A 14,591-nucleotide genomic window follows, 5' to 3' on the forward strand; every position below is an offset into this window, starting at 1 on the left:
TTCCTCCCCGACTCCCTTATCCGACTCGATGCATGTGATCCGCATCATTGGCCGCATTGAAGCCTACGATTGCAGTTAGCGCAATCGTAGCGGATCCATTCGCACTTGCAACATGAACCGCCTCGACGCAAAAAGACCTCGCCTTTCAGGCATCCTCTCCTAAAAACTTTCATGGGCTGGCCTTCATTGGCCGGCCCTTTTTTTTGTCTTTTCAAGTCCTCGCAAGCCCGGCGGCGGCCCCCCATCTGACACGCTTCGAGTTTGAAGGAGTCGAGATGCCCGATAGCGAAACCCCGACGCGGAAAATCCAGGTGGCGAACGCGCGTCCCGAGGACAGCGGCCGCGGCCTGGCGCATCTGCCGCGCGCGCTGATGGCGACGCTCGGCATCGGCGAGGGCGACGTGATCGAGATCCTCGGCAAGCAGAACACGCCCGCGCGTGCCGTCGGGCCGTATCCGGAGGACGAGGGGCTCGACATCCTGCGCATCGACGGGCTCCAGCGCGCGAATGCGGGTGTGGGCTCGGGCGATTTCGTCGAGGTGCGCAAAGCCGAATCGAAGCCCGCGACGCGCGTCGTCTTCGCGCCCGCACAGCAAAATCTGCGGCTTCAGGGCTCGACCAACGCGTTGAAGCGCACATTCCTCGGCCGGCCGATCTGCCAGGGCGACATCGTCGCGACCGCGGGGCATCAGCGGGTCGGCAACATGCCCGCGGGCGTCCAGCAGTTCATGAATGCGCCCGCTTATGCGCTGCAGGAGATCCGCCTCGCGGTGATCGCCGCCAGCCCCAAGGGCGTCGTCCATATCGACGAGAATACCGAGATCGAGCTGCGCCCCGAATATGAGGAGCCGCAGGACGCACGCCGCGCCGACGTCACCTATGACGATATTGGCGGCATGGCACAGACGATCGACCAATTGCGCGAGATGGTCGAGCTGCCGCTGCGCTATCCCGAGTTGTTCCAGCGCTTGGGCGTCGATCCGCCCAAGGGCGTGCTGCTGCACGGCCCCCCCGGTACCGGCAAGACGCGGCTCGCGCGCGCGGTCGCCAACGAATCCGACGCGCAGTTCTTCCTGATCAACGGCCCCGAGATCATGGGGTCGGCCTATGGCGAATCGGAAGGCAAGCTGCGCCAGGTGTTCGAGGAGGCCGCCAAGGCCGCACCGTCGATCGTCTTCATCGACGAGATCGATTCGATCGCGCCCAAGCGCGGGCAGGTGTCGGGCGAGGCGGAAAAGCGTCTCGTCGCGCAGCTGCTGACGCTGATGGACGGGCTGGAAGCGCGCGCGAACCTCGTCGTGATCGCCGCGACCAACCGTCCCGAGGCGATCGACGAGGCGCTCAGGCGTCCCGGCCGGTTCGACCGCGAGATCGTCGTCGGCGTCCCCGACGAGCGCGGCCGCCGCGAAATCCTCGGCATCCATGCGCGCGGCATGCCGCTCGGCGACCGTGTCGATCTCGACGAGCTGGCGCGCACGACCTACGGCTTTGTCGGCGCGGATCTCGCAGCGCTCGCACGCGAGGCGGCGATCGAGGCGGTGCGGCGGATCATGCCCAAGCTCAACCTCGAGGAACGCACAATCCCGCCCGAGGTGCTCGACGACCTGTCGGTCACGCGTGAGGATTTCCTGGGTGCATTGAAGCGCGTCCAGCCATCCGCGATGCGTGAGGTCATGGTCCAGGCGCCGACCGTGCGCTGGGCCGATGTCGGCGGGCTCGACGATGCGCAGATGCGGCTGAAGGAAGGCGTCGAGCTTCCGCTCAAGAATCCCGACGCGTTCCGCCGCTTGGGCATCCGCCCGGCCAAGGGCTTCCTGCTCTATGGCCCTCCCGGCACCGGCAAGACGCTGCTCGCCAAGGCGGTCGCGCGCGAGGCGGAGGCCAATTTCATCGCCACCAAATCGTCAGACCTGCTCAGCAAATGGTATGGCGAGAGCGAGCAGCAGATCACCCGGCTGTTCCAGCGCGCGCGTCAGGTCGCACCGTGCGTGATCTTCATCGACGAGCTCGATTCGCTGGTGCCCGCCCGCGGCAGCGGCGCGGGCGAGCCGCAGGTGACCGAGCGCGTCGTCAACACGATCCTCGCCGAGATGGACGGTCTGGAGGAGCTCCAGTCGGTCGTCGTGATCGGCGCGACCAACCGCCCCAATCTGATCGACCCGGCGCTGCTTCGCCCGGGGCGGTTCGACGAGCTCGTCTATGTCGGCGTGCCCGACAAAGCGGGGCGCCGGCGGATCCTCGGCATCCAGACGCAGAAGATGCCGCTCGCGTCCGACGTCGATCTCGATCGTCTCGCGGACCGCACCGACCGGTTTTCGGGTGCGGATCTCGAGGACGTCGTCCGCCGCGCAGGCCTGGTCGCGCTGCGTCGCTCGATCGATTCGACCGACGTGACGATGGCTGATTTCGACAATGCGCTGAAGGAATCGCGCGCAAGCGTCACGCCCGAGACCGAGCGTGAGTATGAGCAGATGGCGGCCCGCCTGAAACAGGACGCGACCGCCATCCAGCCGATCGGCTTCGCCTTCCCCAGCAAAGGCGCGGCGTGATCATCGCCCCTCTCCTTGGCGGGAGAGGGGCTACCGCCAGCATGGTTCCATTCGGCGGTCGATAGTCGACTGGCCGAATGGCCCTGATCTTGTGCCATGTGTTGACATTACCGGGCACGGGTCCAATGTAACTTTCATGTACGCATCCGCGACACATAAGCGTTTCCTCGATCACGCCGGCCAACTCGCCGCACGGGGTTAGCCCGAGCTCGCGGTTATAGGCCGCTGGAGTTCGGGCTTTATTCGATCTGACCTTTGGGACGTGCGCTGCACGCCCATGATCTCGAATATACGGGAACCACGCAATGTCAGGCCCAGCCTCTGAATCTGGCGATCACTCGCCAGCGCGCCGCGACGTCGATGAAGACGCCCTGTCTCCGAAAGCCTCGTTGCGGATGCGTCCCAGGCATTTCTTTTCGAAGCAATTCGATATGGAAATTGTCGAAGACTATTCAAAGGAAGAGGCCGATCGGGACTCTGCCGGGCAGCCGAAATGGCTCAACCGACTGATCCAGATGAACTTGTTACTGATGATCCTCTTGATCGGGGTTCCGCTGCTTCTGTACTGCATCGGAATGTCGGCGAAATAGCGGAGCCGCGGCCTGATGAATCCCGGGTCAGCCGCCCGACGCGTCCTTCGCCTCATTCAGCGTCACCCAGGCATAGCCGATCAACACCACGCACGCCGCGCCCGCGACCAGATAGGGCAGCGAGTGCTGCGCCTCGTACAGTCCGACCCCGATCGACGGCCCGAGCACGAAGCTCGCGCCGTTGATGCTGGTCACCTTGCCCGCGACCGACCCTTGCGCATTCGCGCCGACTGCGAGCGAGGCGCCCGCGGTAAAGCCCGGCCGCGTGAAGCCGAAACCGAGGCTCGCCAGCGCATAGGCGGTCGCGATCGTGTAGAGCGAGGTCGCGATTCCCGTCAGCGCGGTGCCCGCCGCCGCCAGCACCAGCCCGGTCAGGACGAGCTGGCGCGGGGTCAGGTTGAGCCGCGGAATGATTCCCCATTGTGCGAGCAGCGCCGCACCCGCGCCCATCATCAGCACGATCCCCGTGGGCTCGAGCGCGAGTGCGGGGGCAAGGTTGAGCCGGTCGATCACCAGGAACCCGATCGCTTGCCCGGTCATCGCCTGCGCATGCCCCATCACCAGCCCGGCGATCATCCAGGCGCGGATGCGCGGATCGGTATAGCCGACCTGTTCGACATGCGACTGGGTCGCGGCGGTGACCGACGCACCGCTCGGCGCGCCGCCGATCGACGGATAGGCCGAACTCGCGCCGTGCGTATCATCATGCGGCGCGACGATCCGGTCATCGGGCAGCATCCGCCGCACCGTGATCCACACCGCCACGCCGAACAGCGCGAACAGGAAGGCGGGGCCCGCCAGCCCCACCTCCAGCCCGCCGATTGACCCGAGGATCAGATAGGGCGCGATCGCCGGCCCCAGGATTGTGCCGAGCCCGAAGGCGGAAGCGAGCAGGGTCAGCGCACGGGTCCGCTCCGCGCGCGTCGTCTCGCCCGCGACGAGCGCCTGCACCGCGGGCGGGGCGGCGGCACCGAATGCGCCATAGATCAGCCGCCCGGCGATGAAGCAGCCGAACGCCGCGGTCCCGCCGATCCAGTGGTTGATCCCTGCCATAAGGAACAGCCCGCACAATGTCAGCGACACGCTGAACCCGCCGATGCCGAGCAGAATCATTGCGCGGCGCCCATGCCGGTCGGACCGGTTCGCCCAGAACGGCGCGGCTATCACCCACAGCAGCGCGGACACCGAAAACGCGCCCGCCACCGCGCTGTCGGCGACGCCCAGCGACCGGCCGAGCGCGGGCAGCACCGATTGCAGCGCGGTATTGCCCGCGGCGATCGTCAGCATGACGAGGAACATCAGCGCGAAGCGACGATCGATCCGCGCATCCTCGCGACCGGTGCCGGTCATGGCCGCGCCCAGTCGTAGTCGCGCTCGACCCGTGCGACAGTGACGCGGTAGCGGTCATACCAGAGCGCCCGCCCGCGCTCGCGAATCGCGGCATGGTCGGGATCGTCGCGCCACGCGATCGCCGCGGCGTCGTCCGCCCAATAGCTGATCGTGATCCCCAGCCCGGCTTCGTCGCGCACGCTGTCGATCCCGCGATAGCCGGGTTGCGTCGCGGCGAGCGCCTCCATTGCGGCGGCGGCCGCGGCATAGCCGGCGGGGTCGGTGCCGTTACGGTTCGACATGAAAATGACCGCCGTCTGGCCCGTCCGATCGTCGTGCATGCCCAATGCTTAAGCCAAGCCCGGGGGTTGGCAAGCGCGGGTTGCGGCACCGGGCACTGGTCGCGTTCGGTGCGGTTCGTCGCGTGATGCAACCCGCAGGCCTTGAAACACGTTTGGAATCCGTGCGACGGGGGGCTCAAAGCCTCGCGTGCGCGCGGGATCCCTGATCGTAAGGAACACGATGCCCAGTCCGACCACAGCCGCCCGGCGCGCGCGCACCCGCCCCGCCGGCGTGCCCTCCCCGTGGCAGATGTTCTTCACCGAATTCCTGAAACACCCTGTCATGGTCGGCTCGATCGTGCCGTCCTCGGACAAGCTGATCCGCAAGATGCTCGGTCGGGTCGACTGGGACAACACCAAGGTGTTCGTCGAATACGGACCCGGCGTCGGCACCTTCTGCCGCCCGATTCTTGACCGCATGGCGCCCGACGCGACGCTGATCGTGATCGACACCAACCCCGATTTCATCCGCTATCTGCGCCACACGATCACCGATCCGCGGTTTTCGGCGGTGCTCGGCTCGGCGGCCGATGTCGAAAAGATCGTCGCCGATCACGGCTTCGAATCGGCCGACTATGTCCTTTCGGGCCTGCCATTTTCGACGCTGCCCCCCGGCGTCGGCCCGGCGATCGCCGCCGGCACGCATTCGGTACTGCGCAGCGGCGGCGCGTTCCTGGTCTATCAGTTCAGCCCGAAGGTGAAGGACTTCCTCACCCCGCATTTTGAATCGATCGATCACGACATGGAATGGTGGAACGTGCCCCCGGCACAGCTCTACTGGGCCTGGAAGGACTGATCCGTCAGCCGCGCGCGCAACGCGGCGAGTTCGTCGGGCGAGGCATCGGGTCTCGCTGATGCGGGCTTGCCGGCCCGTAACCGCGCCCGGTCTTTTGCATCGGGCTCGACGCGGCGGACGCGGACCGCGGCCCGGCCGAGGAGCTCGATCCCGAGCAGCCGGGCGGCGCCGCGTGACAGGTCGATCAGCCGCGAGGGCGTGAACGGCCCGCGGTCATTGATCCTCAGCAGGATCGTCCGGCCGGTGTCGAGCGCAGTGACCTCGACATAACTCGGCAGCGGGAGGACGGTATGCGCGGCAGAAATGCCCTTCACACGAAACCGTTCGCCGTTCGCGGTCTGGTTGCCCGATTCCCGGCCATACCAGCTCGCCATGCCGACTGCGTCATAGCCCGGCAGATCGGTGGGGCGGTAGGTCGTGCCGCGCACGCTGTAAGGGCGGCCGATCTTGACCGGATAGTCGCTGACCGGGCGGTAGCGCGTCGTGCCGCAGCCGGCGAGCATGGCGCACAGCGCGAGGGCGGCCAGCAGGCCGGGCGTATCGGAACGCGGTGCGATTGGGATCATTATCCCTGCTAGCGGACACCCGGTCGAAGCTGAACCCCATTGCGGCGAACCGCCCGCGCGCGGGATCGTAGCGTTTGCTTAACCGCTTTACCCTACGGTTACAGTCTGTTCGAAGGTGCCATGACGCATTTCATTACCCGGTTGAGGCAGCTTCGGCACTCGGATCACGCGGTCGCCGCGGACGTCCGGGCGACTCTGGTCACCTCGCTCTATGCCTCACCCAAGTCGCTGGTGATCGGTGCGCTGACGAGCACGGGTATCGCCACGGTCGTGGCTGTCACCAGTGGCGATCGCTGGCTTGCCGGCTTCGCGGTGCTGATCGGGCTTGTCGCCGCACTGCGGATCATCGGCATCGTCCAGCGCGTGCCCGATCAACAGGCCGCTGACGTATTTGCTGTCGATCGGGGTGCCGCCGAGCGCCCGCGGGCAGGACAGTGGGAGTTTTACTACCGCATCGGCGCCTTCGCCTTTTCCGCGCTGCTTGGCATGTTCGGGCTGCTGACGCTGACCCGGACCGCGGACGGCGTACTTCATCTCCTTTCGGTGACGACGGCGATCGGCTATGCGGCGGGGATTGCCGGACGCAATGCGGGTCGGCCGACGATCGCGCTCGCACAGCTCTGCCTCGCGTCGCTGCCGCTCGCGGTGGGGCTCTTTTTGTCGGGCGAGCCGCTCAACGCAATGCTCGCGATCGTCATCATCCTGTTCGTGCTGGCGATGATCGACATCACGCTGCAGACCTATGAGGCCATCCTCGGCGCGACCATCGCGGCGAGTGAAAAGACCGCGCTCGCCGAGCATCACGCCGCATTCGCGCGACGCGACGACCTCACCGGGGTCGCCAACCGCACCGCGTTTCGCGAATGGTTCGAGCGGCGGCTGCACCGGCTGGAATCGACCGGCGAGCTCCTGTCGATCCACTGGATCGATCTCGACCGGTTCAAGGAGATCAATGATTCGCTCGGTCACCTCGCGGGCAATGTGCTGCTGACCGAGGTTGCGCAGCGGCTTCAGACCGCGTTCGTCACCGATGGCGGCACCATCGGGGTGGCCGGCGACGCGATCGTCGCGCGGCTGGGCGGCGACGAGTTCGCGGTCGTCTGCGCGATCGGCGCGCGCGACGATGCCCGCACGATCGCCGATCATATCCTCGACCTCGTCTCACAGCCCGTGGCCTATGCCGGGCGTCGGCTGACGGTCGGCGCCTCGCTCGGCGTGGCGATCGCACCGATCGACGGGGGCGACGCGGACACGCTGCTTAAACATGCCGACCTCGCGCTCTACCGCGCCAAGGAAAGCGGCCGGGGGGCCTTCTGCTTCTACGAACCGGTGATGGACGAGAAGATCGAACGGACGCGTGCGCTGACCAGCGATCTGCACGGCGCGATCGCGCGCGGCGAGCTGTGGCTCGCCTTCCAGCCGATTTTTGACCTGGCGACGCACCGCATCCTGTCCTGCGAGACGCTGCTGCGCTGGGACAGCCCGTGCCACGGCAGCGTGTCGCCCGCCGAATTCATTCCGATCGCCGAGCAGAGCGGCCTGATCGTCGAAATCGGCGCCTGGGTGCTGCGCGAGGCCTGCCGTCACGCGCGCGACTGGCCGGACACGGTGCGCGTCGCGGTCAACCTGTCGCCGATCCAGCTCCTGTCGCCCGGGCTCGCCAAGGTGCTGAAGGACGCGCTCGACGCCAGCGGGCTCGCGCCGGGGCGGCTCGATCTCGAGGTGACCGAATCGGTGTTGCTCGACGATATCGACGCATCGCTGGCGGCGCTGTCGGCGATCAACCGGATGGCGGTCGGCACCACGCTCGACGATTTCGGCACCGGTTATTCGTCGCTCGGCTATCTTACCAAATTCCCGTTCCAGACGCTCAAAATCGACCGGTCGTTCATCACCGCGCTCGACGACAATCCCGCGTCGATGGCGATCATCCAGACGGTGGTCGATCTCGCCGCGACGCTCGGCATGCAGACCGTCGCCGAGGGTATCGAGACGCCGACCCAGCTCGCGCAGCTGCGCCGCACCCGCTGCACCGCAGTGCAGGGTTTCCTGCTCGCGCGCCCGATGTCGGCAAGCCAGGTGGCGAACCTGCTTGCCGACGAAACCCCCAGGATGCGTGCGCTGTCCTGAGGGCCGGGGGCGATGTCCGTCAGCCTTTCGGCTTGTCGAGCAGACGGGTCTGCGCCGCGACGAGCCGCCGCATCAGCTTGAGATCCCCCTCGCTGAGGCGCAGCGCGGCGTCCGCCCACAGGTCGACCACCGCCTCGAGCTCGTCGAGCGTCAGCGGATTGACCGCGCGCGACGCCTCGTAGATCGCGCAATGCCCGCTGTGGCGACGCCGGTTCTGGCGGATATAGTCCTCGACCACCCGGCGTCCCTGGCCGGGGTCGGCGAGTGCGTGGACGATACCCAGATCATAGAGCTCCTCCGCGCTGTAGTTGCGCCCGCTGAGGATCATCTGCTCGGCGCGCGCTGCCCCCAGCCGCCGCGACAGGAAGCAGTGCGCCCCCATGCCCGGGAACAGCCCGAACACGGTCTCGGGAAGCCCGAAGCTCGCGCCGCGTTCGGCGACGACGACGTTGAACGACAGCAGTGCCTCGAACCCGCCGCCCAGCGCATCGCCCTCGACCAGACCGATCGTCACGATCGGCAGGTCGAGGCCGCGCAGGTTGCGGTGCAGGATCTGCACGCAGGCGCGGCCATATTGGACCAGCGCCTCGCGGTGACCGGCACGGATATGCTGTGCGAACAGGTCGAGATCACCGCCAAGCGAGAAGACGCCGGGGAATCGCGAGCCGAGCACGAGATAGCGAATCGGCATCGCCCCGGAGGTGTGGGCGCTGTGGATATCGGCCTGCCACTGACCAAAGTCCGCGAGCAGCGCAGGGTTGAAACTCGGCCGCGTCCTTGGCCGCATATAGGTCCACAGCGTGTCGGCCTGCGGGTCAAACGTCACCTCGAGCTGGTCGAGCGCGAACAGCGGTGGGGTTGGGGCGGGGGCCGCGATCCCGGCTGTGGTCGCGGTTGCGGGTCGCGGGGCCGGCGAGAAATGTCGGGCGGGTAAAGCAAGAGTCACTGTGGCATTCCTTTGTAATCGCAGCGCAGTGCTGCACCGCCGAACCTAGGGCACAATGGCGGCGATCCCGCGGGGGCGTGCGCGCGACGCGCGTTAAAATCCGTCTCGCGCGACACCGCGCCGGTGCGCTAGGCGGGGTCGGGGTCAGGGGCGGTCGTGGCGCACGGTCCGCGACCCGGTGCTGGCCCCCGAAACTGGACGTTTGCCGATCATGACAGTGAGATGGATGCAGGCGGGGCTGGCCGGAGCGCTGGTTGCGGGGTTGGGGTACACGACGCCGGCTGGCGCGGCACAGACCAGTGTCGCACCGTCCGCCCCGTCGCCGATCGTCTCGTCACAGATCGCGTCGGTCGACGCCCTGCAGCTCCAGCTCCCCGTCGATGCGGCGATGCAGGACGCGGCGGAATATGCGCGGCGTTTCGGCGTGCCGCTCGATGTCGCGCTCCACCGCATGCGGGCGCAGGCGGCGACGATTCCCGTCACCGACGCGCTGCGCCGCGAATTCGCGGATCGGCTCGCGGGCATCGCGGTCGAGCATGACCCGGCCTACCGGATCGTGGTGCTGCTGACCGGCACCGACCCGGTCGCGGACCGCGTCGTCGAGGCGGGGGGGATGAGCGTCCCGCTGGTGTTCCGGACCGGCGCGGCGGCGACGCTCGACCGGATACTCGGCCAGATCCGCACCTTCCAGGCGGCGATCCGCGCCGCGCTTCCGCATCCCCCCGGCATCGGTGCGGATCAGCGAACGGGTACACTCGTCGTGATGGTCGCGACCGCGGACCTTGCGCTCGACCGGGATGGCGCGCTTACCGCGAAGTTCGCCGATATGACCGGCGTTCCCGTGCGGATCGAAGCCAGTGACCGCCCGATGCTGCCGATGGCGCTTCAGACGAGCGTAACGGCCACGCCGGGCGCCACAGCGCCCGGGATTCCCGTGGCGACGATCCCGCCTGCCGACGTCGTGACCGTGATGCCGGACGTCGCGGGCGGCGGGCGGGTGGTCGGGACGGTCGACGGGCGGCGCTATGTCTGCACGACGGGATTCGTCGTCACCGATGGCGTCGCGGATGCGATCGCCACCGCCGCGCATTGTCCCGACACGCTCGATTATGTCGGGCGGCCGCCGGCGGGCACGGAGCGGCGGGCGATCGCGCTGCCCTATGTCGGCCAATGGGGCTGGGGGTATCAGGACGTCCAGATCAACCGCGCGCCCGCGCTGCCGGCGACTGCGCCACGGCTGCCCGCCTTTTTTGCCGATACCGCCAAGACCCGGCTCCGCACCGTCGCGACATGGCGCAACCGGACCAGCACGCGCGCGGGCGACTTCGTCTGTCACCGCGGCGAGCGCACCGGCTATAGCTGCGCGCCGGTCGCGATGGTCGATTTCGCCCCCGCGGGCGATCTGTGCGGCGGCGCGTGCCTGCCGACCTGGGTCGCGGTCGAAGGGCCGACATGCAAGTCGGGTGACAGCGGCGCGCCGGTTTTCGAAGGGCAGGTCGCACTCGGCCTCGTCAAGGGCGGCACCTACCGCGCCGATGGCAGCTGCCTCTTCTATTATTACATGTCGACCGACTATCTGCCGCCCGGCTGGACGCTCGCCTATCGCTGAGTGCAGGCGTGCAGCCTAGCGTGACAGAACGAACGCCGCCCCCGGAACCGCGACCCGGGCGACATGCGGCCCGAGCAGCCCGTCCGCGGTGATCGGCAGCAGCGTCACGCATTCGTCCTTCTCGTTCGCGACGACCATCAGGCCCTCGTCCTCCAACAGCACGAAATGACGCGGATAGGCCGCCCCTGCCGGCGCATGCTGGATCAGCCGCGGGTCGCCATCCGGGTCGAGCGCGAAGACCGCGATGCTGTCATGCCCGCGGTTGGAGACATAGAGGCGGTCCCCCGCTGCGTTGATCGCCAGATGCGCGACGATGCTCGGACCCTCATACTCTTCGGGCAGCGTCGACACGGTCCTGGTCGCCGAGAACCGACCCTCGCCGCCGACCAGCACGGTCAGCGTGTTCGCAAGTTCGTTTGCTAGATACGCCACCCGCGGCACCTGCGGATGCAGCAGCAGATGGCGTGGCCCCGACCCCGCTGGTGCGTGAAAGGCTGTGCCGGCCGCCCGTACACGGTTGCCGCCCGGCGCCGGCGCCGGCGCCACCGCGAAGGCGCGGATTTCGTCGGTCCCCAGATCGGTTGCATAGAGCCAGCGATCCTCGGCATCGAACCCGACCCAATGCGCGTGAGGGCTAGTCTGACGCTCGCGGTTCGGACCAGATCCGCTATGCGCAAAGACATGGGCTGGCGCGTTCGGCAGGCCGTCGGCGTCGAGATCTAGGACCGACACGCTCCCGCTCGCATAATTGGCGACGGCGAGCAGACTCTGGTCGTGGCTCAGCGCGAGATGACAGGGCGCGTCCCCATCGACCGCCACGCGGGCGATCTGTTGCCAGCCGTCGGCGGTGGCGCGATACAGGCCGACCGCGCCGTCATCGCGTTCGTCGACGAGATAATGGAGGTCATGGCGCGGCGAACGGACGCCGAAGGACACGTTTATCGCGTCAGGATAGGGCGCGCCGGTCGACCAGCCATCGCCGTGTCGCAGTGGGTGCAGCCCGCCGCGACTGGTACCGATCCAGAGGCCGGCGGGTCGACTCACGAGGCGGTCACCCCATGCCGACACCGCCGGGATCCTCCGACCAGCGGGGCCGCGCGGACGCGGCCCCGGTTGATCACTTGCCGCGCAGCGTGTTGAGCAGCGCGATGCCGACGACGCCGACCAGCGCCGCGGTGGCGAACGGACGATCCTTGGCAAACGCACGCGCCTTGTCGGCGAGCGGTGCGACGGTGTCGGTCGCGGTGCCGATCGCCTTGTTTGCGGTGCCTGCGATCTGGTCGGCGACGCCGCCGGCCTGGAGCGAGCTGTCGCCCGTTGCATTGCCTGCTGCCTGCTTCACCGAACCGAGCAGATCCTGGCCTTCACCCTTCAAGGTCGTCGTGTTCATGCTAAACTCCTATGCTGGACGGCATCCGGAACGAATGCGCTCGGACCGCTGAACGGCCGACACGCCAAGATGTGCCATCGACCTGCGCATAAACCGCCTGCGCAGGGTTGAGCGGCCCGTTACCAGCGATACCCGATCGTCGCCTGCACCGTGCGGCGGTTGCCGTACCAGCACCAGGCATAGTTGGCGAAGCAGCTCGTCAGATACTTCTTGTCGAACAGGTTGGTCGCGTTGACGCCGAGATCGACATTGGCGAGCCGCGGGCTGAGCTTGCCCAGATCGTAACGCAGCAGCGCGTCGAACACCGTATAGGCGGGTGAATAGCGCGCGACGCCGTCCGAATAGAAATCGGCATAGGTCTTGTCGACGTGCCGCACCGCGCCGCCGATCGCAAAGCCCGACGCCGGCCCTTCGGTCGGTGCCCATTCGAGGTTCGCCGAAATCCCGCCGCGCCCGACCGTCGCGAGCGGCAGGCCAATATTGGCGGGGATGACGTCCTCGACCTTCTTCACGCGCTGGCGGCTATAGGCGAGCTTGGCGTTGAAGCCGTAGGGCAGCGGCGCGCTCGCCTCGACCTCGATACCCTGCGACCGCACCTTGCCGACCTGGTCCGCGGTGAAGTCGGGATAGTTGACGACGACATTGGTCTGCTCAATTCGGAACCAGGCCGCGGTGACCAGGATTTCGGTACCGGTCGGCTGGAATTTCGCCCCCGCCTCGATCTGCTTGCCGAGCGAGGGCTGGGCGAGGCTGCCGTCGCGCAGGCGCGCATTCTGCGGCTCGAACGAGGTCGAGTAGCTCGCATAGGGCGCAAGCCCGAACGGCAGCAGGTACAGCGCGCCCGCGCGCCAGGTGAACTTCTCGTCCTTCTGCGCCTGGCCGTCGCGCGCTTGGCGGGCCCAGTCCTGGCGGCCGCTTAGCGTCACGCGCAGCCCGCCGACCGCAATCTGGTCCTGCGCATAGATCCCCTGCTGACGCTGGCGGACATTGGCGGAACCGATGCCGAAGGACGCTTGGACATCGGCTGGCGTCTGCGGCGTGGGCATCGTCCCATAGACCGGGTTGAAAACGTCGATCGGCGTCCCGCCGCCAAAGGCCGAGAGCCCCGCCGAATGCGCGACCTGACGGTCGACCCCGAACAACAGGTTGTGCGTGACGGGGCCAGTGACGACCTTGCCCGTCAGCTGATTGTCGAACGTCCAGTTGTTGAGCTGCTCCCGCGTCGAATAGGAGGACCGGGCATACAGCGTCGGCGCTACCGCGAGCGGATCGACCGCGGGTCCGCTGGTATAGACCAGCCCCATCCGGCTCTTCACATATTGATAGCGCCCCGACGAGCGCAGCGCCCAGCCGCTACCGAAATCGTGATTGAAGATATAGGTCAGCGCGGCCTGTTCGCGACGGAAGAAGTCCCCGGGCTCGCCACCATAGAATTTGGTCGAGATCTTGCCTGCCGGGTTGTCGATCAGCGTCCCGAGCGTCGGGAACACCCCGTAATTGCCATTGAACGGATCGTGCGAATAGGCGCCGAGCAGCGTGAAGCTGGTGCTGCTGCCCGCGCCGGCGGTCACCGCGGCGGAGATCGTCTGGCGCTCGCGCTTGCCCTGGCCCTGCGTCTGCTGATCGTCGGCGCCATTCGCGCTGCCATAGATGCGCCACAGCACGCCGTCCCCTGCGCGCCCGCCGATATCGGCGTCGACGCGGTACAGGTCGTAGGTGCCATAGGTGCCGCTGACCGCACCATAGGTTGCGCGATCAAGCGGCAGCTTGCTGACCTCCGCGACCAGACCGCCCGGGCTCGACTGGCCATAGAGCACCGACGCCGGGCCCTTGATAATCTCGACCCGATCGAGCCGCGACACGTCGACCTGCGGCACCGCATAGCCGGTCGCGCTGCCGAACTGGCGCAGCCCGTCGAGATAGACCGGCGCGTCGAACCCGCGCAGCTTGAACTGGTCGTACACCTCGGCCGATGCACCGCGCGTCTCGGGGGTCACACCCGCGACGAAGCGCAGCGCCTGATTGAGGTTCTGCAGCCCCAGCCCGGCAATGTCGGCGGCGCTGATCACGCTGATCGACTGCGGCGTCTCGACGATCGGCGTTGCGCTCTTCGTCCCCGACGACGCGATCGTCGTTGCCTTCTCGCCGGTCACGACGATCACGCCGTGATCCTGCGGCTCGGACGCGTCGGACGCGTCAGATTCGTCAGTGCTTGTTGCGGCTGCCACAGACGCGTTGGGGGTCGTGTCCTCCGACACGGACCCGGCCCAGGCCGGTGTTGCGGACAGCCCGGCCGTGAGAATGGTGCCGGCTAGCAGCAGGCGGGCGAAGCGACGATCGGACAT

Annotated in this window: 12 protein-coding genes; 5 read left to right on the top strand and 7 right to left on the bottom strand. The window is 67.5% G+C overall.

Going from position 1 to position 14,591, the window contains the following annotated elements; all coding sequences use genetic code 11:
* Window positions 1-275: 275 nt before the first annotated feature.
* Entirely contained in the window at window positions 276-2,549 is a 2,274-nt protein-coding gene (locus tag IFT54_RS01785) for a CDC48 family AAA ATPase (protein ID WP_031396435.1), read from the top strand.
* A gap of 305 nt (window positions 2,550-2,854) precedes the next feature.
* Window positions 2,855-3,139 (top strand): hypothetical protein, encoded by a 285-nt coding sequence (locus tag IFT54_RS01790; RefSeq protein WP_146163640.1) that lies wholly within the window; start codon window positions 2,855-2,857, stop codon window positions 3,137-3,139.
* Window positions 3,140-3,166: 27 nt separating this feature from the next.
* Here IFT54_RS01790 and IFT54_RS01795 read toward each other — a convergent pair whose 3' ends face one another.
* Both IFT54_RS01795 and IFT54_RS01800 read right to left on the bottom strand, forming a co-directional pair.
* Entirely contained in the window at window positions 3,167-4,489 is a 1,323-nt protein-coding gene (locus tag IFT54_RS01795; protein WP_192069403.1) for an MFS transporter, read from the bottom strand.
* The gene (locus IFT54_RS01800; protein WP_031394391.1) at window positions 4,486-4,809 is read right to left on the bottom strand and encodes an antibiotic biosynthesis monooxygenase; all 324 of its coding nucleotides are present in this window, start codon (window positions 4,807-4,809) and stop codon (window positions 4,486-4,488) included. The genes IFT54_RS01795 and IFT54_RS01800 overlap by 4 nt, the downstream gene beginning before the upstream one ends.
* Window positions 4,810-4,990: 181 nt before the next feature.
* Between IFT54_RS01800 and IFT54_RS01805 the strand changes: the two genes are divergently transcribed.
* Window positions 4,991-5,605, top strand: coding sequence for a class I SAM-dependent methyltransferase (locus IFT54_RS01805; RefSeq protein ID WP_031394390.1), 615 nt, complete (start codon window positions 4,991-4,993; stop codon window positions 5,603-5,605).
* On the opposite strand, the gene IFT54_RS01810 is transcribed toward IFT54_RS01805, so the two are convergent.
* Window positions 5,584-6,171, bottom strand: a complete 588-nt coding sequence (locus tag IFT54_RS01810; protein WP_192069404.1) for a septal ring lytic transglycosylase RlpA family protein — start codon at window positions 6,169-6,171, stop codon at window positions 5,584-5,586. The two genes, IFT54_RS01805 and IFT54_RS01810, sit on opposite strands and share 22 nt — an antisense overlap.
* Window positions 6,172-6,291: 120 nt before the next feature.
* On the opposite strand from IFT54_RS01810, the gene IFT54_RS01815 reads away from it, so the two are divergent.
* Window positions 6,292-8,301 carry a putative bifunctional diguanylate cyclase/phosphodiesterase gene (locus IFT54_RS01815; RefSeq protein WP_192069405.1) on the top strand — a complete coding sequence of 670 codons (2,010 nt, stop codon included), beginning with the start codon at window positions 6,292-6,294 and terminating at the stop codon, window positions 8,299-8,301.
* Between the two features lie 19 nt (window positions 8,302-8,320).
* Here the strand turns inward: IFT54_RS01815 and IFT54_RS01820 are convergent, their stop codons facing one another.
* On the bottom strand, window positions 8,321-9,247 hold the full coding sequence (locus IFT54_RS01820) for a crotonase/enoyl-CoA hydratase family protein (protein ID WP_042466417.1): 927 nt from the start codon (window positions 9,245-9,247) through the stop codon (window positions 8,321-8,323).
* Window positions 9,248-9,458: 211 nt separating this feature from the next.
* Here IFT54_RS01820 and IFT54_RS01825 point away from each other — a divergent pair, with 211 nt between their 5' ends.
* Window positions 9,459-10,856, top strand: a complete 1,398-nt coding sequence (locus IFT54_RS01825; RefSeq protein WP_244648455.1) for a hypothetical protein — start codon at window positions 9,459-9,461, stop codon at window positions 10,854-10,856.
* Window positions 10,857-10,871: 15 nt separating this feature from the next.
* Here the strand turns inward: IFT54_RS01825 and IFT54_RS01830 are convergent, their stop codons facing one another.
* The 3 genes from IFT54_RS01830 to IFT54_RS01840 form a co-directional block, all read right to left on the bottom strand.
* Window positions 10,872-11,900, bottom strand: coding sequence for a beta-propeller fold lactonase family protein (locus tag IFT54_RS01830; protein ID WP_192069406.1), 1,029 nt, complete (start codon window positions 11,898-11,900; stop codon window positions 10,872-10,874).
* A 73-nt stretch (window positions 11,901-11,973) separates the two neighbouring features.
* The gene (locus tag IFT54_RS01835) at window positions 11,974-12,246 is read right to left on the bottom strand and encodes a CsbD family protein (protein ID WP_031396253.1); all 273 of its coding nucleotides are present in this window, start codon (window positions 12,244-12,246) and stop codon (window positions 11,974-11,976) included.
* A gap of 119 nt (window positions 12,247-12,365) precedes the next feature.
* Window positions 12,366-14,591 (bottom strand): TonB-dependent siderophore receptor, encoded by a 2,226-nt coding sequence (locus tag IFT54_RS01840; RefSeq protein WP_192069407.1) that lies wholly within the window; start codon window positions 14,589-14,591, stop codon window positions 12,366-12,368.

The organism is Sphingomonas sp. CFBP 13714 (genome assembly GCF_014842205.1).
GTDB classification, from domain to species: domain Bacteria; phylum Pseudomonadota; class Alphaproteobacteria; order Sphingomonadales; family Sphingomonadaceae; genus Sphingomonas; species Sphingomonas aerolata.